The organism is Bradyrhizobium ontarionense (assembly GCF_021088345.1).
Taxonomy (GTDB): Bacteria; Pseudomonadota; Alphaproteobacteria; order Rhizobiales; family Xanthobacteraceae; genus Bradyrhizobium; species Bradyrhizobium ontarionense.
The window spans coordinates 3,535,088-3,560,495 of sequence record NZ_CP088156.1; the positions used below are offsets into that span (position 1 = coordinate 3,535,088).

The 25,408-nt window shown below is 67.5% G+C and carries 22 protein-coding genes; 9 read left to right on the forward strand and 13 right to left on the reverse strand.

The window, feature by feature from the left end:
* Nucleotides 1-344: 344 nt before the first annotated feature.
* A complete protein-coding gene (locus LQG66_RS15985) occupies nt 345-1,214 on the reverse strand; it encodes a polyprenyl synthetase family protein (RefSeq protein ID WP_231327160.1) in 870 nt (289 codons plus the stop codon).
* Between the two features lie 121 nt (nt 1,215-1,335).
* On the opposite strand from LQG66_RS15985, the gene crtD reads away from it, so the two are divergent.
* Together crtD and LQG66_RS15995 are read left to right on the forward strand one after the other, a co-directional pair.
* Complete coding sequence (gene crtD / locus LQG66_RS15990; protein WP_231327161.1) at nt 1,336-2,865, forward strand: 1-hydroxycarotenoid 3,4-desaturase CrtD; 1,530 nt, start codon at nt 1,336-1,338, stop codon at nt 2,863-2,865.
* Nucleotides 2,866-2,912: 47 nt separating this feature from the next.
* Complete coding sequence (locus LQG66_RS15995) at nt 2,913-3,725, forward strand: hydratase (protein ID WP_231327162.1); 813 nt, start codon at nt 2,913-2,915, stop codon at nt 3,723-3,725.
* A gap of 997 nt (nt 3,726-4,722) precedes the next feature.
* Here LQG66_RS15995 and LQG66_RS16000 read toward each other — a convergent pair.
* The 10 genes from LQG66_RS16000 to hutI all read right to left on the reverse strand — a co-directional run bounded on the left by LQG66_RS16000 (nt 4,723) and on the right by hutI (nt 17,004).
* Nucleotides 4,723-4,866 (reverse strand): hypothetical protein, encoded by a 144-nt coding sequence (locus tag LQG66_RS16000; protein ID WP_231327163.1) that lies wholly within the window; start codon nt 4,864-4,866, stop codon nt 4,723-4,725.
* A 133-nt stretch (nt 4,867-4,999) separates the two neighbouring features.
* Nucleotides 5,000-6,040, reverse strand: a complete 1,041-nt coding sequence (locus LQG66_RS16005) for a phytoene/squalene synthase family protein (protein WP_231327164.1) — start codon at nt 6,038-6,040, stop codon at nt 5,000-5,002.
* Nucleotides 6,037-7,575 (reverse strand): phytoene desaturase, encoded by a 1,539-nt coding sequence (locus LQG66_RS16010; RefSeq protein WP_231327165.1) that lies wholly within the window; start codon nt 7,573-7,575, stop codon nt 6,037-6,039. Before LQG66_RS16010 ends, LQG66_RS16005 begins: the two co-directional genes overlap by 4 nt.
* A 51-nt stretch (nt 7,576-7,626) precedes the next feature.
* Nucleotides 7,627-8,532: an alpha/beta fold hydrolase BchO gene (bchO, locus tag LQG66_RS16015; RefSeq protein WP_231327166.1), complete on the reverse strand. Its 906-nt coding sequence runs from the start codon at nt 8,530-8,532 to the stop codon at nt 7,627-7,629.
* A 45-nt stretch (nt 8,533-8,577) separates the two neighbouring features.
* Nucleotides 8,578-9,546: an alpha/beta fold hydrolase gene (locus LQG66_RS16020; RefSeq protein ID WP_231327167.1), complete on the reverse strand. Its 969-nt coding sequence runs from the start codon at nt 9,544-9,546 to the stop codon at nt 8,578-8,580.
* Between the two features lie 131 nt (nt 9,547-9,677).
* Complete coding sequence (locus LQG66_RS16025) at nt 9,678-11,423, reverse strand: magnesium chelatase subunit D (protein WP_231327168.1); 1,746 nt, start codon at nt 11,421-11,423, stop codon at nt 9,678-9,680.
* Nucleotides 11,420-12,466, reverse strand: coding sequence for a magnesium chelatase ATPase subunit I (bchI, locus tag LQG66_RS16030; protein ID WP_231327169.1), 1,047 nt, complete (start codon nt 12,464-12,466; stop codon nt 11,420-11,422). The genes LQG66_RS16025 and bchI overlap by 4 nt, the downstream gene beginning before the upstream one ends.
* 93 nt (nt 12,467-12,559) lie before the next feature.
* Complete coding sequence (gene hutU / locus LQG66_RS16035; protein ID WP_231327170.1) at nt 12,560-14,230, reverse strand: urocanate hydratase; 1,671 nt, start codon at nt 14,228-14,230, stop codon at nt 12,560-12,562.
* 15 nt (nt 14,231-14,245) lie between these two features.
* Entirely contained in the window at nt 14,246-15,793 is a 1,548-nt protein-coding gene (hutH, locus tag LQG66_RS16040; protein WP_231327171.1) for a histidine ammonia-lyase, read from the reverse strand.
* Nucleotides 15,790-17,004, reverse strand: a complete 1,215-nt coding sequence (gene hutI, locus LQG66_RS16045) for an imidazolonepropionase (protein WP_231327172.1) — start codon at nt 17,002-17,004, stop codon at nt 15,790-15,792. The genes hutH and hutI overlap by 4 nt, the downstream gene beginning before the upstream one ends.
* Nucleotides 17,005-17,090: 86 nt before the next feature.
* Here hutI and LQG66_RS16050 point away from each other — a divergent pair, with 86 nt between their 5' ends.
* The 5 genes from LQG66_RS16050 (at nt 17,091) to LQG66_RS16070 (ending at nt 22,047) form a co-directional block, all read left to right on the forward strand.
* Nucleotides 17,091-18,449, forward strand: coding sequence for a formimidoylglutamate deiminase (locus LQG66_RS16050; protein ID WP_231327173.1), 1,359 nt, complete (start codon nt 17,091-17,093; stop codon nt 18,447-18,449).
* Nucleotides 18,446-19,189 carry a histidine utilization transcriptional repressor HutC gene (gene hutC / locus LQG66_RS16055; RefSeq protein ID WP_231327174.1) on the forward strand — a complete coding sequence of 248 codons (744 nt, stop codon included), beginning with the start codon at nt 18,446-18,448 and terminating at the stop codon, nt 19,187-19,189. Before LQG66_RS16050 ends, hutC begins: the two co-directional genes overlap by 4 nt.
* 133 nt (nt 19,190-19,322) lie before the next feature.
* Nucleotides 19,323-20,267 (forward strand): ABC transporter substrate-binding protein, encoded by a 945-nt coding sequence (locus LQG66_RS16060; protein ID WP_231327809.1) that lies wholly within the window; start codon nt 19,323-19,325, stop codon nt 20,265-20,267.
* Nucleotides 20,268-20,491: 224 nt separating this feature from the next.
* On the forward strand, nt 20,492-21,265 hold the full coding sequence (locus tag LQG66_RS16065; RefSeq protein WP_231327810.1) for an ABC transporter permease: 774 nt from the start codon (nt 20,492-20,494) through the stop codon (nt 21,263-21,265).
* Complete coding sequence (locus LQG66_RS16070; protein ID WP_231327175.1) at nt 21,262-22,047, forward strand: ABC transporter ATP-binding protein; 786 nt, start codon at nt 21,262-21,264, stop codon at nt 22,045-22,047. Before LQG66_RS16065 ends, LQG66_RS16070 begins: the two co-directional genes overlap by 4 nt.
* 305 nt (nt 22,048-22,352) lie before the next feature.
* Here the strand turns inward: LQG66_RS16070 and LQG66_RS16075 are convergent, their stop codons facing one another.
* Entirely contained in the window at nt 22,353-22,640 is a 288-nt protein-coding gene (locus tag LQG66_RS16075) for a hypothetical protein (RefSeq protein WP_231327176.1), read from the reverse strand.
* Nucleotides 22,641-22,655: 15 nt separating this feature from the next.
* On the reverse strand, nt 22,656-23,417 hold the full coding sequence (locus LQG66_RS16080) for a DUF899 domain-containing protein (RefSeq protein ID WP_231327177.1): 762 nt from the start codon (nt 23,415-23,417) through the stop codon (nt 22,656-22,658).
* 85 nt (nt 23,418-23,502) lie between these two features.
* On the opposite strand from LQG66_RS16080, the gene LQG66_RS16085 reads away from it, so the two are divergent.
* Nucleotides 23,503-24,723, forward strand: coding sequence for a helix-turn-helix domain-containing protein (locus LQG66_RS16085; protein WP_231327178.1), 1,221 nt, complete (start codon nt 23,503-23,505; stop codon nt 24,721-24,723).
* 34 nt (nt 24,724-24,757) lie between these two features.
* Nucleotides 24,758-25,402 carry a Vgb family protein gene (locus LQG66_RS16090; RefSeq protein ID WP_231327179.1) on the forward strand — a complete coding sequence of 215 codons (645 nt, stop codon included), beginning with the start codon at nt 24,758-24,760 and terminating at the stop codon, nt 25,400-25,402.
* The last annotated feature ends 6 nt before the right edge of the window (nt 25,403-25,408 follow it).

Below are 25,408 nucleotides of genomic sequence, written 5' to 3' on the forward strand. Positions count from 1 at the left end.
GTTCTCCACCGATCGCGAATCTATCCGCTCAGGCATGAGCGACAGTGCAGACCCACGCCTCTGCAAGTGAGAGTCGGGAGCGAGCGTCGCGGGCAGTGCGCCCCCTCGCCCCGCTCTTGTCCGCCGTAGCTCGAAGAGCGAAGGCGGATGCGGGGGCGCGACGAGCTTCGCTCGCGGGGAGAGGGTCGGGGTGAGGGGCAGCCACACCCAGTGAGGCGCGTCGTTAGACCTGTCCCCCCTCACCCGGATTGCATCTTCGATGCAATGCGACCTCTCCCCGCAAGCGGGGAGAGGTAAGCACGGTGCGCCTGGAAAAAGCAGTGCCATCCAACGCGGCCGAAAGGTCACGCCGCCGACTGCGCCAGGCGGCGCGGCACCAGGCGCTTGGCTTCCTGCTCCATCAGCATGCGCAGCTCGTGCGCGTGGGCGCAGGGCGGCATGGTGCGGATGCCGTCGGCGACGAGATCGTGCAGATAGCTGACCGCACCGGTGAGCCCATAGAGCAGCACCGCATTGGGCCGCCCCAGCGCAGCATCCTGCCCGACCGGCTTGCCCGCCTCTTCCTCATCGCTGGCGGCGTCGCGAATGTCGTCGGCGACCTGATAGGCCTCGCCGATGGTCTCGCCCAGCGTGCGCCACGCCTCCGCGTTCTCGTGCCCCGCCGCAGCGGCGCCCGAAACGGTCGCGGCCGCAAACAGCGCCCCGGTCTTGGAGCGGTGATAGCGCGACAGGTCGATCTGCGGCTCGCATTCCCAGGCTTGTCCCGCCGAGATGCCATGCGGCACGCCGACGGCATCGCCGATGGTCGCGATCAGCTGCGCCAGCCGCAGCGGCGAGCAGCGCGACTTGGCCAGCGTCTGGAACGCGAGCACGATCAGCGCATCGCCGGCGAGCACGGCGAGCGGCTCGCCGAACGCCGCATGCACCGAGGGCCGCCCGCGCCGCAGCGCGGCGTTGTCGAAGCACGGCAGATCGTCATGAACCAGCGAGGCGCAGTGCAGCAACTCGATCGCAGATCCGGCCGCGTCGGTCGCCGCAGGCTCGTCATCGCCGCACGCGCTGGCGACCGCATGACAGAGACGCGGACGAACCCGCGCGCCCTTGGGAAAGACGGCGGCCTGCATCGCGGCCGAGAGGCGGGGCGGACATCCGGGCCGTTCGGCCAGTCCGACCGCTGCGACGAGGGATTTCTCGATCCGGGCCATCACGTCCATGTCCGCCTCCCCTGCCGCGATGCCCACCCGGTCACCGCGTATGTAAATTACAACTTACACCCATAGTGTAAATCATGCTAGACATTTCCTGTGTCAGGTCAGGGGACGGGAGGTGCGAGGAATGGCCGATCACCGCGTGATCGTGGTTGGCGCCGGCATCGCTGGCCTAGCCGCTGCGCTCACCCTCGCCGCGCGCGGCGCCGAGGTGACGGTGCTGGAGCGCGCGCCCGCGCCTGGCGGCAAGATGCGCCAGATCGCGATCGGACCTGCGCGCATCGACTCCGGGCCGACCGTGTTCACGATGCGCTGGGTGTTCGACGAGCTGTTCGCCGAGATCGGCACCGCGCTCGACGATCATCTCACTTTGACGCCGCTTGACATTCTCGCCCGCCACGCCTGGACCGACCGCAGCCGGCTCGATCTGTTCGCCGACGAGGAGCGATCGGCCGACGCAATCGGCCGGCTCGCCGGATGCAGCGATGCCGACGGCTATCGCGCCTTCTGCCGCGATGCCCGCCGCATCTTCGAGGTGCTGCGCGATCCGTTCATCCGCACGCCGGCGCCGAGCATGACGCACCTGCTGCGCAATGCTGGCTTTCGCGACCTCACCGCGATCCGCCCGTTCCAGACGCTATGGAAGGCGCTCGGCGGCTACTTCCGCGATGCCCGTCTGCAGCAGCTGTTCGGCCGCTACGCGACCTATTGCGGCTCGTCGCCGTTCCATGCGCCGGCGACCTTGATGCTGGTGGCGCATGTCGAGCAGGCCGGCGTCTGGCTGATCGATGGCGGCATGCATGAGCTCGCCGCGTGTCTGGCGGCGCTGGCGCGGCGCCACGGCGTGACGATTAGCTACGACAGCGAAGTCTCAGGCATCGTCACGCGATCCGGCCGCGCCACCGGCGTGCGCCTCGCCGATGGCGAGCAGATCGCAGCCGACGCCGTGATCGCGACGGCCGATGTCGCCGCGCTGGCGCAGGGCCTGTTCGGCGCCGACGCCGCGCGGGCGCTGCCCGCGATCCCGGCCTCCGCCCGCTCGCTCTCGGCCATGACCTGGAGCTGCATGGCGCGCGCCGACGGCTTTCCGCTGCTCCGTCACAACGTGTTCTTCTCGCGCAGCTCCCGCGCCGAGTTCGATCAGCTGGTCGACCGCCGGGCGATGCCGCAGGAGCCCACCGTCTATGTCTGCGCGCAGGACCGCGACGACCAGCCGCGCGATGCCGGCAGCAACGAGCCGCTGTTCGTGCTGATCAACGCGCCTGCGACCGGCGACCATCACCGCTTCGATTCATCGGAGATCAGCCAATGTGCCCGCCAGACCTTCGACCTGTTGCAGCGCTGCGGCCTCAGCATCGCGACGACGCCGGAAAAGACCCGCGTGACGACGCCGGCGGATTTCAACCGGATGTTTCCGGGCACGGGGGGCGCGCTGTACGGTCGCAGCTCGCACGGCTGGATGGCATCGTTCCAGCGGCCGGGCGCGCCGACCAAGCTGCCGGGACTTTATGTAGCGGGGGGCAGCGCGCATCCGGGGCCGGGCGTGCCGATGGCGGCGCTGTCGGGGCGGATGGCGGCCGCGCGCGCGATCGCGGACCTCGCTTCGACCGCGCCGTCGCGCCGGACGGTTATGCGTGGTGGTATGTCGACGCGCTGAGCGACGACGGCCGCTTCGGCATTACGCTCATCGCCTTCGTCGGCAGCGTGTTCTCGCCCTACTACGCCTGGGCGCGCCGCCGCGGCCCGGCCGATCCTGAAAATCATTGCGCGCTCAACGTCGCGCTGTATGGCGAGCGCGCGAAGCGCTGGGCCATGACCGAGCGCGGCCGGCGCGCCATTACACGCGACGAAGAGAGCCTTGCGATCGGCCCGAGCCGCCTGGCCTGGACCGGCCGCGAGCTCACAATCGAGATCAGCGAGGTCTCAGTGCCCTGGCCGCTGCCGCTGCGCGGCAAGGTGCGCGTGGTGCCGACAGCGCTGAACGAGTTCGCGTTCACGCTGGATGCGGAGGGACGCCACCGCTGGCAGCCGATCGCGCCATGCTGCCGCGTGTCGGTCGATTTCGATCATCCGGATCTGCACTGGCGCGGCGACGGCTATTTCGACATCAACCATGGCGATGCGCCGCTGGAGCGCGACTTCCAGAGCTGGCAATGGTCGCGCGCGGCGACGCGCACCGGCACCGTGATCTCCTACGACACGATAGCACGGGACGGCGCCGACAAGACGATCGCACTGCACGTCGATCCCGCCGCGCGGCTCGAACGCATTGCGCCGCTCGCCGAGGCGCCCTTGCGCAAGACGCTGTGGCGCATCGACCGCAGCGCCCGCGCGGACGTCGATGCACCTGTGCGTGTCATCAGCACCCTGGAGGACGCCCCATTCTACGCCCGCTCCCATCTCGCCGCCCGCGTGCGCGGCGAGGACGTTGCGATCATGCACGAGAGCCTGTCCCTCGACCGCTTCCAGATGCCGATCGTCCAGGCAATGCTGCCGTTCCGGATGCCGCGATGGTGAGGTCCAGAAGGAGCCAACATCGACTGCGCTCGTTGACGAACGCAGCCGATTTGCCCATGGCTGCGCGACAACAACCGGTGTCGTCCCGGACAAGCCACGATGCGCGCCAGCGCATCGTGGCGCCGATCCGGGACCCATACGCCGCGGCGGACGTGATGGGCAAAAAGCCAATCACCAGCATGCCTCAAACCGCTCCCTGGGGGTATGGGTCCCGGGTCAAGCCCGGGACGACACCGGAAGGCAGTGCGACGTCTTCTGAATAAAATAAATATATTGCGCTTTTTCGGAAATCATGATTGTATCCTCGCATCCCGCCTCAAGCAGAAGGGGCGTTGCGCGCGATCGTCACGACACGCGAGGCGGGGAGCGATGGCCGCGAGAGGTCGCAGCAGGCTCTTGAACGAGCATGCGGACGAACGGCGTCTTGCGGACGCGAAGTCGCAGCGTCCTGACACCCCGATGCTGGTGTCCAGCGCAATGCGTGCAAGCGCATTGTCGCCATGGTGGCCAACAAGCCCGGCGCACCAGGGAGACTGCGTATAAGCGTGAAGACCGTCGCGCAGGGAATGCCGGTTGATCGGCACCACCTGTGGTACCTGCCGCCTGCATTTTTTTTGAGCAGGCGGGCCATGGGTGAGGCCTTCACCCGGCATTCCCTGCGCCCTCTGCACTGTTTGCGAGGGACAGACTGATCACAGACCTCGGGCAACATCTGCTGCGAGAACGCAAAGCCATGTCGATCGTTGTTTGAATCGTGAATCCGCCTCTCCCACCGCTGTCGTCCCGGAAGGCCGGGACGACAGCGGCATTGTTCAGGCGTTGCGATAAGATCGACAACTCCGAAGCATGCTGCCGTAGGGTGGGCAAAGGCGCGTACGCGGCGATACGCCGCGTACGCGCCGTGCCCACCACTCTGCATCGCGCGTGCGACGGTGGGCACGGCGCGCACGCCTTTCTTCACACGCGGAAGCAGCGTCGCCGCGCGCCTTTGCCCGCCCTACGGCTTCTCAGCCTCGCGCTCCCTGGCCTCGCGCTCGGCGCGCTGGCGGTCGAGGCGGCGGCCTTGCCATTCCAGCACCAGCCAGCCGGCGACGCACAGCGCGACGATGACGAATTCGAGCAGGCCGCCCATCTCGCTCATGGCGTGTCACTCATGGCGTTTCGTCCATGATGTTGCGGTCAAGACTTCGGAACCGGGACATCGCAGCCGCGACGCGGCTCTCATGCCGTCGCGCGTAGCTGTTTCACCCGTGATGGCGCACGACCTTGCCTCGTCACGACATCCGCCCCAGGCGCGACAATTGATCGCGCCGTTCCAGCCGCTCGAACAGGTCGATCACCCACAGCGCGCGGTCGTGGGCGGTCCGGCGCGGTGGCGCGATCGCGTGCGGGCGCTGCGCATCCGCCGCGACGACGGCATCGATCAGGATACGCGCCTCCGACCGCAACGGCGCCAGCGAGGGCTGCTCCTGGACGAGCGACACCACCGCCGCCTTGCCGAGCAGCTGCAGCTTGCGCGACATCGAGACGAACGCGCGCTGCGACAGCGAATCGAACTCGGCGCGCGCGACCTCGCGGCCGATCTCAGCATAGATCAGCCGCGCGGCGTGGATGCCGGGCCGGCAGCTCCATGGCAGATCGGCGATCCCGGCCGCGGCACGCGCATAGAACACGTCGGCGACCGCGAGCAGCCGCGCGGTGACCCGCCCGATCCGATCGTCGAAGAACGGCGCGGCGCGCCAGGTCTCGACGTCGAGCCCGGCCTCGCGCAGCCATTGCCGCGGCAGATAGAGCCGGCCGGCGCGCGCATCCTCGCCGACGTCGCGGGCGATGTTGGTGAGCTGCATCGCGATGCCGAGGTCGCAGGCGCGTCCGACCGTCTCGGTGTCACGCCGGTGCATCAGCAGCGACATCATCACGCCGACGGTGCCGGCGACGCGCACGGCATAGGCGAGCACGTCGCTCAATGTCTCGTAGCGACGGCCCTGGGCATCCCAGGCGAGACCTTCGAGCAGCGCCTCCGGCAGCGCGCGTGGGATCGCGAAATGCGCCACGATGCCGGCCAGCGCGCGATCGACGGGACTGTTGTCCGGCGAGCCATGATAGATCCGGTCGAGCCGCTCGTGCAGCACCTCGACGGCGTCGACGCGGCGGCCGGGCCCGTCGATCGCATCATCGGCCTCGCGGCAGAACGCGTAGAGCGCGACGGCGGGATCGCCGACCGCACGGGGCAACACTTTCGAGGCGGCAAAGAACGTCTTCGATCCGCCCCGCAACATCCGCCGACAGATCGCAATGTCCGTTTGCCAGCTCATCGGCGCTCCAGCTCATGCGGCGCGGGCACGAGATCGTCGAGCACGCGCGCCGAGGACAGCACGCCCGGCAGGCCGGCGCCGGGATGCGTGCCCGCGCCGACCAGATAGAGCCGCTCGACCTCTTCACTCTTGTTGTGCGGCCGGAACCAGGCGCTCTGCATCAGCACCGGCTCGAGCCCGAAGGCGGCGCCGCGATAGGACAACAGGCGATGCTCGAAATCATCCGGCGTCAGCAGCCGCGATGTGACGAGCTGGCCGGCAAGGTCCGGCAGCAGCGTCTCGCTCAGCGCGGTCTCGATCCGCTTGCGGAACGGCTCGGCCGTGGCCGCCCAGTCGATGCCGCTCTCCTGATGCGGCACCGGCGACAGCACGTAGAAGGCATCGCAGCCATCGGGCGCCAGCGACGGATCGGTCGCGGTCGGCCGGTGCAGATAGAGGCTGAAATCATCCGCCAGCACCTTGCGGCGGAAGATGTCGTCGAGCAGGCCGCGATAGCGCGGGCCGAGCAGGATGGTGTGATGCGCGACGTCGTCGTAGCGGCGCTTCGTGCCGAAATACCAGACGAACAGGCTCATCGAATAGCGCGCGCGGTCGATGCGCGCATCGGTCCAGCGCCGCCGCGACACGCTCGGCAGCAGATGCTTGTAGGTCCAGGCCGCGCAGCCATTGGACACGACGACATCGGCCGCGATCGTCTCCCCGGACGCGAGCCGCACGCCGGTGGCGACGCCATTCTTGGTCGTGATCTCGGTGACCGGGGTCGAGCAACGCACCGCACCGCCCTGCCCCTCGATCAGGCCGACGAGTCCCTCGACGAGCGCGCCGGTGCCGCCCATCGCAAAGTGCACGCCCCAGCGCCGCTCGAGATAGGCGATCAGGCAGTAGATCGACGTCGTCGTGAACGGATTGCCGCCGATCAGCAGCGGATGGAAGCTGAGGATGACGCGCAGCCGCTCGTCCCGGACATAGTGCGAGACGAGGCCGTAGACCGAGCGAAAGCTCTGCAGCTTGATCATCGCGGGCGCGATCTTCGCCATGTCCATGAACGACAGGAACGGCACGTCGCCAAGCTCCTCGAAGCCGATCTTGAAGATCGCCTCGCTCGCCTTCATGAAGCGCTCGTAACCGTCGACGTCGCCGGGTGCGATCCGGGCCACCTCGGCGCGCATCGCCGCCGCGTCGCCCGAGCAATCGAACACCGTGCCGTCGTCGAACCGGATGCGATAGAAAGGCGAGATCGGCTTGAGCGTGACGTCGTCGGACATCTTCCGCCCGCACAGCTGCCACAGCTCCTCGAACAGGAACGGCGCGGTGACGATGGTCGGGCCGGCATCAAAGGTGAAGCCGTCCTGGCGATTCACGTAGGCGCGGCCGCCGGGCGCATCGAGCTGCTCGTAGACGGTGACGCGATAGCCGCGCGCACCGAGCCGGACCGCCGCGGCCAGGCCACCGAAGCCGGAGCCGATCACGACCGCATGCGGCCGGTCTCCGAGCGCAGCCGGAACAGCGGCCTTGATGTTGGAGACGTCGAGCATAACCGAAAGCGTAAATTGAAATTGACGCTTTCGCCAGTCAAAAACGTCAACTTAACTAGACATTTTCTGCTGCACTGCGAGCACGCCGGCCCGCTCGGCGGCTTGGACGATCAGGCCGGCGATCCGGGCCGGCTGTTCCTCATGGGCCAAATGACCAAGGCCATCAATGAGTTCGAGCTGCGCCTGCGGCACCAATTGGCGCACCCGATACGCCACGTCAGGCGGGATGGCGCGGTCGTGGGTGGCCGCGATCAGCAGCAGCGCGGTGTTCAGCCGCGGCAGGTCGCGCAGCAGGGGATGCAGGTCCCAGTTCGCCATCATCTCCAGCGCGGCGGCGACATGGCCGGGACTGCCGACCAGCCGCAGGTAGAGCCGCTCGCCGTTGGCATCAATGGTCGAGCCGGTGCCCTTCAACAGCCGATGCACCGCGGCCGGGTCGCGGCCCCGCCAGGCGAACAAGCGCGGCACCAGCGGGTTGAGCGCCATCATCTTGGCAAGCGGCGACAGGAATTGCGCGGCCATGCCGCCGAACGGCAGATAGGCGCCGTTGAGGCTGACGATCAGCTTCGGCGCGATCAGGCCGTCCAGCGTCATCCGGGTGAGGATCGCCGCGCCCGCCGAGTGACCGATCGCGATGTCGGGCTTGATCGCAAGCCGCTCGCACAGGCCCGCGAGGTCGCGCGCCATACCGTCGAGCGACAGCCGCTGCCAGCGCGGCGTCGCGGTGAAGCCGTGCCCCGAGAGATCGGGGGCCACCACGGTGAAACGCTTGGCGAGCAGCGGCGCGAGGTCGCGCCAGGAATGGGTCGCAGCACCGGTGCCGTGCGCGAGCAGCGCGACCGGCCCCTCGCCCATGATCTGCACATGCCAGCGCAGGCCGGCGGCCTCGATGAAGCGGCTGGCCGCGCGATGAGGCCAGTCCCTGCCGTTGACGCTCCAGTTCAGCTTGTCGTTCATGCCGACGATCAATCCGGATTGCGCTCAGCCCAGCGGCGTTGCGGCTCACGCGCCGGCCGCGCGCGTCTGGAAATCATCGTAGCTGGCTACGACTTTATCAAGCTGTTCGAACTGCGGCAGCGCGCCGGTCTGCAACACCTCGATCTGCCAGTTCGGCAGCCCCTCCACGGCATGCTTGCCCTGGTAATCGACGAAATCACCGCGCACGCCATGCACCATCCACACCGGCATCGACAGCGCCTGATAGAGCTTCAGCGCATGGACGCTGAACATGTATCCGGACACGAAGGAGTACGGCGCGTTCTCCGCACCGGGCTGGTGGGTGGTGATGTAGTCGTACTCCAGCAGCCCCTCGTCGATGTCCTTCCGACCGAAGGTCTTGCGCAGGAAGAAGCGGATGCTGGCCCGCGACGTCAGCAGCGAGAAGAAGCGCTGTTTCCACAGCGGCACGGTGAAGATGTTGCGCAGCCACGGCATGGCGCGGGTCGCATCCTTGTCGCCGCCCTTCTTGGCCGCCGCTTCCGCGCGGCGATCGAGGCCCGTCGGGCTGATCAGCCCGAGCGTTCGAAACAGGTTGGCCGCCTCGGTGCCGGCGCGTGCGGCGAACTCGCAGCTCAGCGACAGCGCGATGGCATCGATCGGCGTATCGCCGTGACGGCGGCGAATTTCTTTCGCCGCCAGCAGGATCGCGTCGGTCATGATGCGCGGCGTGTAGATGCGGTCGGCGCGGTCCGACAGGCCGAAGCCCGGCAGGTCGAACGCATAGACCTGACGCGTGTGGCGGTAGTGCTCGAACAGCGGCTTCATCTCGTAGGCCGTCGCCGCGGCATTGACGCTGTGGATCAAGAGCAGTGGCCGCTGCTCGGTCGGCGCGGTGGGTCCGTCGCCGTAGCAAGTGATGCGGCCGCAGCGCGAATCAGCGAGCTCGAAACGCGGCGCGGCGAGCGGCGGCGGCATCGTCACGGCGCGCGGGGCCGCTGCATGATCACTCTGTGTGGTCGAGGCGACCTGCATGACGTGCTCCTGTGTGACGGCTTCATGTCGAACGGCGCGATCATTTGCTGCCGTGCCCGAGCATAGCGATGACCGGACAGCTTGTCAGTCGCCGTTGGGAACGCCGCCTGACGCCAGGGGTTCCAGCGCTGTCAGCCGCGGCCGGCTTGCGCCATGACGGCCTGCGACAACCGTGCGGCATCGGCATGAGGCAGCGCGACGTAACGCGCCTGCATCGCACCGGCGAGCTGCGCGGCCTTGTCCTGCGGCCGTGGCGAGGAATCGACCAGCACCACGGGAATGCCGGTGAGCGCGAGTTGCCTTGCGGCGACGAGCGCTTCCGCCTCGGCCTCGCCGCGGCCGCCGACGCCGTCACGCGCGACATTGGCGCGGCCGTCGGTCATCAGCACGATGGTCGGCGCCTGGCCCTTGGCCTTCACGGCGAGCGCGAGCTCGGTCGCGGCGAAGATCGCCGCCGACAGCGGTGTGCCGCCGCCGCCCGGCAGTGCCGCGAGGCTGCGCTTGGCCCGCGTCAAGGATCGCGTCGGCGGCAGCAGCAGCTCCGCACTCTTGCCGCGAAACGCGATCAGCGCCACCTCGTCGCGGCGGATGTAGCATTCGGCGAGCAGCAGCTCGACGGCGCCCTTGACCTCCGCGAGCCGCTGCAGCGCCGACGAGCCGGAGGCATCGACGACGAAGATCGTCGTGGTGCCCGAGCGCTGCTTGAAGCGGGTGATACGGATGTCGTCCTTGTGGACGATCAGCCGGCCGCTCTTGTCGGAGCGTTGCGTCCGCCGGCGCAGCGGCTGCCACGGCGCCGCCGCACGCAAGGTCTCGAGCACGTTGAGCCGCGCGCCGGCCCGCCACTCGCCGCGCCGCGAACCAATGGGGCGGCCGCGCTTCGGCGCCTTCTGCGCGGTGCCCTGCTTGCTGGCACTGCTCGATCGCATGCGCATCGCACGCTCGTCCTGCAGACGCTTCAGCAGATCAGCCGGAATGGCAGCCTGCGCCGCGTCGAGCACGCGATCCTCCAGCGGACCGTCGTTGCTGCGATCGTCCTGCTCGCTCTCGGCCGACTCGTTCTGCGACTCCGGCGCCTCGTTGCTCTCGTTGTCATCCTCCATGGCCGGCAGCCTGGTTGCGCGCGGCGCCAACACCAGCCGCGCGGCGCAGGCGATGTGCGGCTCGGCGACATCAGTCTCGCCATCCAGCGCCGCAGCGATGCGCGCGACGCGACAAGCGAGCAATGGCGCGCGCAGCGAATCGATGCCGAGCGCGCAGGCCGTCGTCGTCAACGCCGCAATCGCATCGTCGGACAGACGAATCTGCGGCAGCAGCGCACGCGCCGCAGCGATGTCGGACGATTTGAACAGGCTCTCGCCGAGATCGGCGCGCGCGACCGTGCCGAGATCGAGATGGCAGGCCAGGCGATCGGCGAGCGCGGGCGACACGCGTTCATCACCGATGCCCTCATCGAGCGCAATCAGGCCGAACCGCGACGGCACGCGCAGCGACATGCCATCGCGCTCGATGCTGACCGTGCCGGTGTCGAGCGCGGCTGTGAGATGCGCGATCGTCGACGGCGCGATGCGCTCGGCCATCACCGCGATCAGCACACCACCATCGGCCTCGGCGAGCAGCCCATGCTGCAGGACCGGACATCCCGACTGCAGGGTCGCGGCGAGATCGAGGCCGCCGAGCAGGCGGTCATCGGAGATCGACGGAGGCAGCTTGCGAATGACAGTGGAGGCCGGCATCAGCTCGCGCACGAGGTCGAGCCAATGCTCGCGCACCGGCCCAGCGCCCGCGCGCAGCAGCACCGACGCCACGACGGGATCAATCGCAGCCAGCGCGGCCGCGATCATCGAATCTGCCCAGATCGTGGCTCCGTCGCTCACGATGCGAACAGCTCGTTGAGCGCGCGCTCGACCCGCACCGACGAGCCGGAATCGTCGAGCGGATTGCGCCGCAGCCGATGCTGCAGCGCCATCGGCGCCACGGTCTTCAGATGGCTGTCATCGACCGCCTTGGCCCCATCGAGCGCCGCCGCAGCGCGCGCGGCCCGCATCAAGGTCAACTCGCCGCGCAGGCCGTCGGTGCCGAGCGCCATGCACAGCCGCGCCGTCTTCTCCAGTTCGCGATCGGCGACCTTGACCGAACCGATATGCTCGCGCGCGGCCAGGATGCGCTTGCGGTGCTTGGCCTCCTCCTTGTCCCAATGCGCAACGAAAGCGGCCTGGTCGGTCTCGAAGGCGTCGCGTCGCTTGATGACCTCGATGCGCGTCGGCAGATCACCGGGCGTCTTGACCTCGACCGAGAGACCGAAGCGATCGAGCAGCTGCGGCCGCAATTCGCCCTCCTCCGGATTGCCGGTGCCCACCAGCACGATGCGCGCGGGATGACGGATGCTCAGTCCGTCGCGCTCGACGACGTTCTCGCCGGAGGCGGCGACATCGAGCAGCAGGTCGACGAGATGATCCTCCAGCAGATTGACCTCGTCGATATAGAGAAAGCCGCGATTGGCGCGCGCCAGCAGACCCGGCTCGAACGACTTCTCGCCATGGGCCAGCGCGCGCTCGAGATCGAGCGCGCCGACGACGCGGTCCTCGGTGGCGCCGAGCGGCAGGTCGATGACCGGCACCGGCACCTGATGCGCCTTCAGCGCGGCCGGCTTCTTCGCCTTGCCGCCGGGCTTGGAGCGTGCGCGGCACGCAGCGCATTGCGCGGCGGCATCGGCCGGATCGCATTGATAGGGACAGCCGACCACGGCGCTCATCGGCGGCAGCAGCGCAGCAAGCGCGCGCACCGCGGTGGACTTGCCGGCGCCGCGATCGCCGAACGCCAGCACGCCGCCGACCTTCGGATCGACGGCCGCGATCATCAGCGCCAGCTTCATCTCGTCCTGGCCGACGATGGCCGAGAACGGAAATGCTATCCCCATGAGCTTCCCCTGCGCCGCGACGAGTTCCCGTCGCGTTGTCAGCATGAGACCACAATCAGGGGCAGCTCTTCAACCCATCAGGAATGGACGCCCTCAGCGTGCCAGGCTCGGCAGATCGAGGCCGCTGGCCTCGGCGCAGGCGATCGCGTCCTCGTATCCGGCGTCGGCATGGCGCATCACGCCGGTGGCCGGATCGTTCCACAACACGCGCTCCAGCCGCCGCGCCGCATCCGGCGTACCGTCGGCGACGATCACCATGCCGGCATGCTGCGAATAGCCGATACCGACGCCGCCGCCATGATGCAGCGACACCCAGGTCGCGCCGCTCGCGCAGTTCAGAAGTGCGTTCAGCAGCGGCCAGTCCGACACCGCGTCGGAGCCGTCCTTCATTGCCTCGGTCTCGCGATTGGGGCTCGCCACCGAGCCGGAATCCAGATGATCGCGCCCGATCACGATCGGCGCCTTCAATTCGCCGCGCGCCACCATCTCGTTGAAGGCGAGCCCGAGGCGATGGCGATCGCCGAGCCCGACCCAGCAGATCCGCGCCGGCAGGCCCTGGAACTTGATGCGCTGCCGCGCCATGTCGAGCCAGTTGTGCAGGTGCTTGTTGTCCGGCAGCAGCTCCTTCACCTTGGCGTCTGTCTTGTAGATGTCCTGCGGATCGCCCGACAGCGCAGCCCAACGGAACGGGCCGATGCCGCGACAGAACAAGGGACGGATATACGCCGGCACGAAGCCTGGAAAATCGAAAGCGTTGGCGAGGCCCATGTCCTTCGCCATCTGGCGGATATTGTTGCCGTAGTCGAGCGTCGGGATGCCCATGGCGTGGAAGTCGAGCATTGCCTGGACATGGCCGACCATCGAGCTCTTCGCGGCCTGCTCGACTGCTTTCGGCTCCGACGTGCGCCCGGCTTCCCACTCAGCCAGCGTCCAGCCCTTCGGCAGATAGCCGTTGATCGGATCGTGCGCGCTGGTCTGATCGGTGACGATGTCCGGGCGCACACCGCGGCGCACGAGTTCCGGGAAGACCTCGGCCGCATTGCCGAGCAGGCCGACCGACACCGCCTTCTTCGTCACGGCAGCCTCGGCCATCAGCGCCAGCGCCTCGTCAAGCGTGGCCGCCTGGCGATCGAGATAGCCGGTGCGCAGCCGCATCTCGATGCGGCTCGGCTGGCATTCGACCGCAAGCATCGAGGCGCCGGCCATCGTCGCCGCCAGCGGCTGCGCACCGCCCATGCCGCCGAGGCCGGCGGTCAGGATCCACTTGCCAGAGAGATCGCCATTGTAGTGACGACGGCCGATCTCGACGAAGGTCTCGTAGGTGCCCTGCACGATGCCCTGGCTGCCGATATAGATCCAGGAGCCGGCCGTCATCTGGCCGTACATCATCAGGCCCATTTTATCGAGCGCATTGAAGTGATCGAGCGTCGCCCAATGCGGCACGATGTTGGAGTTGGCGATCAGCACGCGCGGCGCATCAGGATGGGTGCGGAAGATGCCGACCGGCTTGCCCGACTGCACCACCAGGGTCTGGTCCGCCTCCAGCTTGCGCAAAGAGGCGACGATGCGATCAAAACTGTCCCAGTCGCGTGCGGCGCGGCCGATGCCGCCATAGACGATCAGCTCGCTCGGCTTCTCCGCCACATCAGGATCGAGATTGTTCATCAGCATCCGCAGCGGCGCTTCGGTGAGCCAGCTCTTGGCGCTGATGTCGCTTCCAACAGGCGCGCGGATCACCCGCTCATTGTCCAGGCGTCGGTTCATGACGATTGGTCCCTTTCATCCAAGCTTGGGAAATGTCTCGCGTCCGAGTGCGCCGGCCGCAGCTTTGGCCAACACACCGCCCGCCACCAGCGCGGCCGCCTTCCCCAGGTCATCGGCCATGTAGCGGTCGTTCCCCAGGGCCGGCACATGCGCGCGCAGGGCGCCGATCACGGCCGAGAGCGCGGCGCTGGTGCCGTGCGGCGCACGCAGCTCGATGCCTTGTGCGGCGACCAGCAGCTCGATGCCGATGATGTGCGCGAGGTTGTCGGCCATGTCGTGTAGCCGCCGCGCCGCATGCGCCGCCATGGAGACATGATCTTCCTGGTTGGCGCTGGTCGGCGTCGAGTCGATCGAGCACGGCAGCGCGCGCTGCTTGTTCTCGGCGAACAGCGCAGCCGCCGTCACCTCGGCAATCATGAAGCCGGAGTTCAAGCCCGGCTCCGGTGTGAGGAACGGCGGCAGGCCGAAGTTCAGCGCAGGGTCGACCAGCGTCGCGATCCGCCGTTCGCTGATCGCGCCTAGCTCAGACAGCGCCAGCGCGATCTGGTCGGCAGCGAACGCCACCGGCTCGGCGTGGAAATTGCCGCCGGAGATGATCTCGCCGGTCTCGACCAGCACCAGCGGATTGTCGGTGACCGCATTGGCCTCGGTCACCAGCGTACGCGCCGCCTGCGTCAGCAGATCGAGCGCGGCGCCGGCGACCTGCGGCTGGCAGCGCAGGCAATATGGATCCTGCACGCGCTCGTCGCCTTCGAGATGCGACAAGCGAATGGCGCTGCCGTCGAGCAGCTCGGTCAGGACGCGGCCGGCCGCGATCTGGCCGGGATGGCCGCGCAGCGCCTGGATCTCGGGGCGGAACGGCGCGGTCGAGGCCATCGCAGCATCGACCGACAGCGCACCGGTGACCAGCGCGGCGTTAAGGAGATCCTGCGCACGGAGCAGGCCAGCGAGCGCGTAAGCGGTCGAGAACTGCGTGCCGTTGATGAGCGCGAGCCCCTCCTTGGGTCCGAGCGTCACCGGCGCGAGCCCCGCACGCGCCAGCGCGTCGCGCCCGGGGACGAGCCGGCCGTCGAGGAAGGCCTGGCCCTCGCCGATCATCACAGCTGTCATATGCGCGAGCGGCGCGAGATCGCCGGAGGCGCCGACCGAACCCTGCTGCGGTACGAACGGGCACACGTCGTGCGCCAGCATCGCCTGCAACTGATCGATGATGTCACGCCGCACGCCGGAGGCGCCGCGGCCGAGCGAGATGATCTTGAGCGCCATCATCAGCCGCACGATCGGCTCCGGCGTCGCCGGACCGACGCCGCAGCAATGCGAGACGATCAAATTGCGCTGGAGCTGTGCGGTCTGATCCGGCGGGATGCGCTTCGACGCGAGCTTGCCGAAGCCGGTGTTGATGCCATAGACGGGATCGGCGCCCTGCGCAGCCTTGGCCACGATGGCGGCAGCGGCCTCCACACGGGGCCAGTAAGCGGGATCAAGCGCGAGCGCCGCACCATTGTAGACCTGCGCGAGGTCGTCGAGACTGACGCGGCCGGGCGCCGCTGTTATCGCGCTCATTGGCCCCTCCAGACGCGCTGATGCAAGGGATTGAAGCCCATGCGGTAGACCAGCTCCGCGGGACGGCCGATGTCCCAGATCGCGAGATCGCACCATTTGCCGGCTTCGAGCGTGCCGGTCTCAGCCAGCAGGCCGAGCGCACGGGCGCCTTCGCGCGTCACCGCAGCGAGACATTCGTCGACAGTCATCCGGAACAAGGTCGCGGCCATGTTCATGGTCAGCAGCAGCGAGGTCAGCGGCGACGAGCCGGGATTGCAGTCGGTCGCGAGCGCGAGCTTCACGCTATGCCTGCGAAACAGCTCGACCGGCGGCTTCTGCGTCTCGCGGATGAAGTAGTACGCGCCGGGCAACAGCACCGCGACCGTGCCGGCCCGCGCCATCGCCGCAGCGCCGGCCTCGTCGGTATGCTCGAGATGATCGGCCGAGAGCGCGCCGAACTCGGCCGCCAGCGCGGCGCCGCCGAGATTGGAGAGCTGATCGGCATGCAGCTTGACCGGCAGGCCGAGCGCTCTCGCCGCAACAAACACGCGTGCGGTCTGCGCGGCCGAGAAGGCGATGTTTTCCGTGAACGCATCGACTGCATCGGCCAGACCGGAGCTCGCAACCGCCGGCAGCATCTCATTGCAGACGAGATCGATGTAACGATCCTTGTCGCCATCGGCCTCGAGCGGCAGCGCATGCGCGCCGAGAAAACTGGTACGCACGCTGACCGGACGCTGACGGCTGAGAGCACGGGCTGCGGACAATTGCCGCAGCTCGGTCGCCGTCTCCAGCCCATAGCCGGACTTGATCTCGATCGTGGTGACGCCCTCGGCGATCAAAGTATCCAGCCGCGGCAGCGCGCTTGCGATCAGCACGTCCTCGCTCGCGGCGCGTGTCGCAGCGACAGTCGAGACGATGCCGCCGCCGGCGCGCGCGATCTCCTCGTAGCTCGCACCCGCGAGGCGCAACTCGAACTCCTGGGCGCGGTCGCCGCCATAGACCAGGTGGGTGTGGCAGTCGACGAGGCCCGGCGTGATCCAGCGTCCCTCGCAATCGATGCGATCGGGCGCATCGACGTCCGCCGGAAATTCGGACTGCGCGCCGGCAAAGACAATGCGTCCGTCCCGTGCGGCGACCACCCCCCGCTCGATCGCACCGAGCCCGGCGAGATCCTCGCGCAAGGTGGCCAGACACGCATTGTGCCAGATCCGATCGAACTGCTGAGGCATCGCCCCCTCCCGAACACGCGGACGCTTGACGCGATATATGTCTATACATAAACTCAACCCACAGTCCAGCCCAGCGGGCCCTCACCATGGCGTCACTGCACCTTGCATCCGCGCTGCTGCCGTCCGGCTGGGCCGATGACGTGCAGATCACGGTCAGCGACGGGCGGATCGCGGCGGTCACGCCCGGCGTCCCGCCGAGCGCCGCGGACGAGCGGCATCAGGTCGCAGTGCCCGGCATCGCCAGCCTGCACAGCCACGCCTTCCAGCGCGGCATGGCGGGCCTCGCCGAGATCAGCGGCCATTCCACCGATACGTTCTGGACCTGGCGCGAGACGATGTATCGCTTCGCGCTGGCGATGAGCCCAGACGATGTCGAGGCGGTCGCGACCTTGCTCTATGTCGAGATGCTGGAGCGTGGCTTCACGCGGGTCGGCGAATTCCATTACCTGCATCATGATCGCGATGGCGCACCTTACGCCGACATCGCGGAGATGGCGGGCCGGATTGCGAGCGCAGCTCTTGGCTCTGGAATCGGCCTCACGCTGCTTCCGAGTTTCTACGCCCATGGTGGGTTCGGCGGCGCGGCACCGCATGACGGGCAGCGGCGCTTCCTCTGCGATGTCGATCAGTTTGCAAAACTTCTCACGGCATCGCGCGGGGCGATCAGCACGCTCGCCGGCGCCAATATCGGCATCGCGCCGCACAGCCTGCGCGCGGTGGCACCGGAGGAGTTGCGCGCACTCGTTCCCCTCTCAGACGGCGGCCCGGTGCATATCCACGCTGCCGAGCAGGTCAAGGAGGTCGAGGACTGCCTGGCTTGGTCGGGCCAGCGCCCGGTCGCATGGCTGCTCGACCATGCCTCTGTCGATGCGCGCTGGTGCCTCATTCATGCGACGCACATGACGCCGGACGAGACGGCCGCACTCGCCGCCCACGGCGCCGTCGCGGGCCTCTGCCCGGTCACCGAAGCAAGCCTCGGCGACGGCATCTTCCCGGCGCGCGACTATCTCAAGGCCGGCGGACGCTTCGGCGTCGGAACCGACTCCAACGTCCTCGTCGGGGTCACCGACGAATTGCGGCAGCTGGAGTATGGTCAGCGATTGACCCATCGCGAGCGCAACGTGCTGACATCCGGCCCGGGCGCGTCGACCGGCCGCACTCTGTTTGATGCAGCGTTGGTTGGCGGCGCGCAGGCGCTGGCGCAGCCGCACTCAGGTCTACAGGTCGGCGCCCGCGCCGACATCGTCACGCTCGATTTGTCGCACCCCTCGCTGGCGGGACGAACGCGCGATGCGCTGCTCGACGGCTGGATCTTTGCGACATCGAACGACGCGATCGATTGCGTCTGGACCGGCGGCGACAAGGTCGTCGTGAACGGCCGGCATCGGCTGCGCGACACCGCGCGACGCGGCTTCAACGACGCGGTGCGGAGGCTGCTCGCATGAGCCTCGCGGCCAATCGCGCCAAGCCCGACATGGCGAAACCGACGCTCTACAAGCAGATCCGACTCGATATCGAGCGCCGCATCCTGACCGGCGAATGGCCGCCCGGCCATCGCATCCCATTCGAGCACGAGATCATGGCGCGCTATGGCTGCTCGCGCATGACCGTGAACAAGGCGCTGTCGGAGCTCGCTCAGGCCGACCTGATCGAGCGAAGGCGGCGCGCCGGCAGCTTCGTGCGGCGGCCGCAATTCCTCTCGGCGGTACTGAAGATTCCCGACATCCGCGCCGAGATCGGCGCGCTCGGCCGCGCCTATGGCTATGAGCTGATCAGTTGCACCCGCCGCACCGCCAATGCCGGCGATCGCGCCCGGCTCGGCGTGACCAAGCCGTGCAAGGTGGTCGCAATCAGCTGCCGCCACAGCGCCGACGATCTGCCGTTTGCGATCGAGGACCGGCTGATCGATCTCGACGCGGTGCCCGACGCGGCCAAGGCGAACTTCAAGGTCGATCCGCCCGGCTCGTGGCTGCTGCATCACGTGCCCTGGACCGAGGCGGAGCACGCGATCAGCGCCATCGTCGCCGATGACGCGATCGCCGATGGCCTGGACATTGCCCTCGGCGCGCCCTGCCTCGTGATCGAGCGCCACACCTGGCGCAAGACGCAGCCGCTCACGGCCGTGAGGTTGGTCTATCCGGGTGAGCAGCACCGGCTTGTGGCGCGGTTCAGGGGCAGCGAATGACAGCATCATGCGCGCCCGATCTCAGCACGAGATTTGCAAGAGCGTCGACAAACACGCCTGCAGAAATACGCGGCCATCGCAGGCGACTGCGGACCGCTCCGACAATTTCTTTCAACAGCAAAGGACGATGACGATGCGCAAATTCGGGCTTCTTGCAGTAACGGCCGCGCTCCTGGCCTCCACCACGGCTTTCGCCGATGACGTCAAGGTCGGCATCGGCATTTCCGGCTGGACCGGCTTCGCGCCGCTGACCTTGGCGAAGGAGGCCGGCATCTTCAAGAAGAACGGTCTCGACGTCACCATCAAGAAGATCCCGCAGAAGGATCGTCATCTCGCGATCGCGGCCGGTGACGTGCAGTGCGCGGCGACCACGGTCGAGACCTGGATCTCCTGGAACGCCAATGGCGTCGCCACCAAGCAGATCTTCCAGCTCGACAAGAGCTACGGCGCCGACGGCATGGCGGTGCGCAACGACGTCGCCGCGATCAAGGATCTCAAGGGCAAGACCGTCGCGGCCTCCGCGCCTGGCACATCGCCCTATTTCGGGCTGGCCTGGATGCTGAAGAAGAACGGCCTCACGGTGAAGGATGTCACGATCGTGAACCTGGAGCCGGCCGCGGCCGCGCAGGCCTTCGTCGCCGGCCAGAACGATGCGGCGATGACCTATGAGCCGTATCTGTCGACGGTGCGCGCCGCGCCGGACAAGGGCAAGATCATCGCCACCACGCTGGACTATCCGATGGTCATGGACACGTTCGGCTGCACCCCGAAATTCCTGTCAGAGAATCCGAAGGCCGCCAAGGCCCTCGCCGACAGCTATTTCGAGGCGCTGGAGCTGATCGGCAAGGACCAGGCCAAGGCCTATGAGATCATGGGCGCCGACGTGAAGCAGAGCGGCGAGCAGTTCGGCAACTCCGCGAAGTATCTGCGCTGGCAGGACAAGGCCGCCAGCCAGAAGTTCTTCGAGACCGAGTTCAAGACCTTCAACAAGGAGGCCGCCGAGCTCCTGCTCGAGGTCGGGATCATCAAGCAGGTCCCGAACATCGAGGATCTCTATGACGCGAGCTTCATCAAGTAAGCGCTGATCTGAGCTCCGAGTGATCCGTCATTGCGAGCGCAAGCGAAGCAATCCAGCGCCAGGAAGGAAGTCTGGATTGCTTCGTCGCTTCGCTCCTCGCAATGACGGTGTTGAGGCATCATGCCCAACGCTGTGCAGACTGCTCTGAAGTAAGTCATTCGATCTCACCATCGGCAGCCCGCGGCACCTCGCGGGCCGCATCCAACGCGAAAGCCTGATCCGTGATCCGTCCTCTCGACCCCGTCGGCGCCAGATCCCGTACGGCGCTAGGCCTCGCCTTCTTCGTCCTCTTCGTCGCGGCGTGGTCGCTGGCGACGTTCGGCGGCTATGTGCCGAAGACGTTCCTGGCCGATCCCTTGACCATGCTCCACGAGGGTTGGGACCTGCTGACCAAGTTCGGATTCCTGACCGACATCGGCATGACGGTCTGGCGCGTCGTCGGCGGCTTCGTGCTCGCGGCCGTGATCGCCGTCCCGCTCGGCCTGCTGATGGGCGCCTACAAGCCGGTCGAGGCGTTCCTCGAGCCGTTCGTCTCGTTCGCGCGCTATCTGCCGGCCTCCGCCTTCATCCCGCTGCTGATCCTGTGGGCCGGCATCGGCGAGCTGCAGAAGCTCCTGATCATCTTCATCGGCTCGGTGTTCCAGATCATCCTGATGATCACGGTCACCGTCGGCAACACACGGCGTGACCTCGTCGAAGCCGCCTATACGCTGGGCGCCAGCGATCGCGGCATCATCGGCCGCGTGCTGCTGCCTTCAGCGGCCCCCGATATCGCCGAGATCCTGCGGCTGGTGCTGGGATGGGCCTGGACCTACGTCATCGTCGCCGAGCTGATCGGCTCGTCCTCGGGCATCGGCCACATGATCACCGATAGCCAGGCGCTGCTCAACACCGGGCAGATCATCTTCGGCATCATCGTGATCGGGCTGATCGGCCTGATCTCGGATTTCCTGTTCAAGGCGTTCAACGCCTGGCTGTTCCCGTGGAAGCTCGCATGACGAAGCTCGTCATCGATCAGGTGTCACGCACCTTCCCGGCACGCCAGGGCCATGCGCCGACGCGCGCGCTGGAGCCGGTCGAGCTCACCATCGGCACCAATGACTTCGTCACCATTCTCGGGCCGTCCGGCTGCGGCAAGTCGACCTTGCTGCGCATCGTCGCCGGCCTCGATCATCCGACCACGGGAAGGGTGCTGCTCGACGGCCGCGAGGTAACCGGCCCCGGCGCCGATCGCGGCATGGTGTTCCAGTCCTACACGCTGTTTCCGTGGCTCACCGTACGCGAGAACATCGCCTTCGGCCTGCGCGAGCGCGGCGTGGCGGAGGCCGAGCGCAACGCCGTTGCCGATCGCTACATCCAGCAGATCGGGCTGAAAGGCTTCGAGAACCATTGGCCCAAGCAGCTCTCCGGCGGCATGCAGCAGCGCACCGCGATTGCGCGCGCGCTCGCCAATGATCCGAAGATCCTGCTGCTCGACGAGCCGTTCGGCGCGCTCGACAACCAGACCCGGGTGCTGATGCAGGAGATGCTGCTCGGCATCTGGGAGCGCGATCAGAAGACGGTGCTGTTCGTGACGCACGACATCGAGGAGGCGATCTTCCTCGGCAGCCGCGTGCTGGTGATGAGCGCGCGGCCGGGGCGCGTCAAGGCCGACATCAAGATCGAGCTGCCGCATCCGCGCTCCTACAAGGTCAAGACCTCGCTGGAGTTCGTCGCGCTCAAGGAGCGGCTGGTGGAAGAAATCCGCGCTGAGGCGCTGAAGGTCGCGGTGGAGGCGTGAGGTCCGGCTGTCGGCTGCGCGTTGGTTTGGCCAAGTGCTCTCTCTGCAGCGAAGCGCGCGGAGACATAGCCCTCACCCAAGCGAGTTTGCCGCACTGTCCTACATGCCCTCTCCCACAAGGGTGAGGGCGCAGTAACGGCCACCGCTGAGGCTCAAATCATGCGCTGCGCATGTTCGAGCAGCGCCGCAGCAAGACTGCGCGATACAGCGCCCTCGCCCCTTGTGGGAGAGGGCATCGCCGGCCGATCCGCGACTCCGCTCGGGTGAGGGGTCTCTCTCCGCAAACGACGCTCGTAGACACGTAGCTAAGTCCCAGGCTGCTGCAATCGTACCTCATCGGATCGCGCGCTCGGGAGGCTCCGCCGCATGCGCTTCAACCACGGCACCAGGTGAAAGGCGCTCATCAGCAGATACATCACCGTCATGCCGCCGAGCGGGGCGCCGGCCGGCATGGCCGAGCAGATCAGGTCTGACCGGCCGTCGCGGGCCATGGCGTTCAGGACCGCCATCAGCGCGAAGGTCGGCGCCGCAGCGAAGCGGAGAGCATCGGCAACGTCGGGCATCATGCGCCGTCTGGAAGCAAAGAACGCCATGGCTTTGCTCCGTGGTCAGCGCTTGCCGTATTCGTCGCGACGGCGCCACCACACGCCCTGCTCGTTGCGCCCCTTGGGCGCGCGGTCGAGCCATTGATAGGCGCCCCACAGACCGTCGAGGCCGCGGGCATAGCTCGAATAGGTGTGATAGACGGCACCATCCTCGACAATGAATGCGCTCATGCCCGGGCGATCACGCATGAAGGTCGCGCCATCCGTGCCGGTACCGGCGGCGATCTCCGCCACCATGGCCGGCACATCCCCAGCACCGAGCGGAGGGCTGGTCCGGTAGTTGTACTCGGTGCCGCCCTGGCGCTGCTGCTCTTCGGTGATCGCGACGTTGAAGTCGAAGTTGAAGTCGCTGCTCGCCGACGACGCCCAGGGGAAGGTCCAGCCCATGCGCGACTTGTAGGCCTTCAGCTTTGCCAACGGCGCGCGGGACACCGCCCATAGCATCACATCGTGATTGGCGAGATGGACCTGGAAGCCGTTGAAGCCGTCGGCGATCATCGAACAGGACGGGCAGCCGGCCTGAAAGTCCGGTCCGAACATGAAGTGATAGACCAGGAGTTGCGAGCGTCCCTTGAACAGATCGGGCAGCGTCGCCGGTCCGTCCTCCGTATCGAAACGATAGGCCTTGTCGACGCGCACCCAGGGCAAGGCCTGACGGCGCTGCGCCAATTCATCGCTGCGGCGCGTGAAGTCCTTCTCGGCTTCCAGCAGGTCCAGCCGTGCGTTGAGCCAGTCTTCGCGAGTTCCCGTGATATGCATGGTCATGTCTGTGATCCTTTGCGTGTTGACCGCAACTGAGACTAGGATCGACGCGGGACGAACCGGGAGTGACAAGTGTGGCGGGATTTGCATGGACTCGCTGATCACGGCTGCAGCCCAAGCGCTCGCCGCGGGTGATCCGCTCGGCGCGCTGAACCGCGTCGCCTTGCGCGACGACCCGCCGGCATTGGCGCTGCGCGGCATCGCCATGGCGCGGCTCGGCGATTTCGTGCGTGCGAAGGCGCTGCTGCGGCAGGCCGCGCGTGCCTTTGGCGCCAAGGCGACGATGGCCCGCGCCCGCTGCGCTGTGGCCGAAGCCGAAATCGCGCTCGCCGCGCGCGACCTCACCTGGCCGACGAAGGCGCTTGCAGCTGCGCGCGAGACCCTGGAGCGGCACGGCGATCGCACCAATGCCGCCTATGCACGCAGCCTCGAGATCCGGCGGCTGGTGCTGATCGGACATCTCGACGAAGCAGAGCGCAGACTTGCCGACCTCGATCCCTCACCGCTGCTGCCGGCAGCGCGCACGATCTACGAACTGATCGTCGCCGGACTTGCCTTGCGTCGCCTTCAGACCAAGGCGGCACGGTCAGCGCTGGAACGCGCCACGCACACCGCGCGGCAGGCCCGCATTCCCGAGCTGCATGCGGAGATCGAGCGGGCCTCCGCGGCCCTCTCCGCTCCTGCCGCACGCATGATCGTGCGCGGCGGGGAGCGGCTGTTGCAGCTCGACGAGGTCGAGGCGCTGTTCCGGTCGGATAGGCTGATCGTCGATGCGTGCCGGCTGGCACTGCGCCAGGGGAGCCATGTCGTGCCAATGGCGCGGCGCCCGGTGTTGTTCGCCCTCGCCCGCAGGCTGGCGGAGCGTGCTCCCGACGATGTGTCCCGTGGCGACCTGATCGCGCACGCCTTCCGCGGCAAGGAGGCTGACGAGTCGCATCGCGCACGATTGCGCGTCGAGATCGGCCGGTTGCGCCAACTGATCAGCGGCATGGCCGCGATCAGTGCGACGAGAGACGGCTTTGTCCTGTCGCCTTGCCGGGATCGGAATGTCGCTGTGCTGGCACAGCCGGCCGAGGACGAGGACGCCGCCGTGCTCGCCTGCCTGGCCGACGGCGAAGCCTGGTCGAGCTCGGGCCTTGCCGTTGCGCTCGGAGCGAGCCAGCGTACGGTGCAGCGCGGGCTCGATGCATTGGCACTGTCCGGCAAGGTTCAGTCGTTCGGGCGCGGCCGTGCGCAACGCTGGACCTGCCCGGTGGCGCCGGAATTCGCGACCGCCTTGTTACTCCCGGCGTGGTCGTCGCTTGATTAGCGTGTATCTGTCACACAACCAAGGGACGGCAGACATGACACGAGCAGCAGCGGAGATCATCCGCGAATACGGCCCCTTCGAGGGCGTCGAGCAAGTCGGTGGCGTGACCTATGACGGCCGGCAGGTGTGGATCGCGGCGGGCGGCAGCATCAAGGGTTTCGATCCGGCCAATGGCGACGTCAAGCGTTCGCTCGACGTCCCTGCCCATGCCGGGACCGCATTCGACGGCAAGCATCTGTATCAGATCGCCGAAGCCCGCATCCAAAAGGTCGATCCGGACAGCGGCGAGGTCGTCTCGACGATTCCTGCGCCGGCCGGCGGCGGCGATTCCGGGCTCGCCTGGGCCGAAGGATCACTCTGGGTCGGCGCCTATCGTGATCGCAAGATCCATCAGATCAATCCCGATACCGGACAGATCCTGCGCAGCATTCCCTGCACGCGCTTCGTCACCGGCGTCACCTGGGTCGACGGCGAGCTCTGGCACGGCACCTGGGAGGATGACGTCAGCGACATCCGGCGCATCGATCCCGATACAGGCGAGGTGCTCGATCAGCTCGACATGCCCGCAGGGACGGGCGTGTCGGGAATGGAGTCGGACGGCAACGAGACGCTGTATTGTGGCGGCGGTCGCAGCGGCAAGGTGCGCGCCATCAGGCGTCCGAAGCGATCGCGGGGCTGACGACGC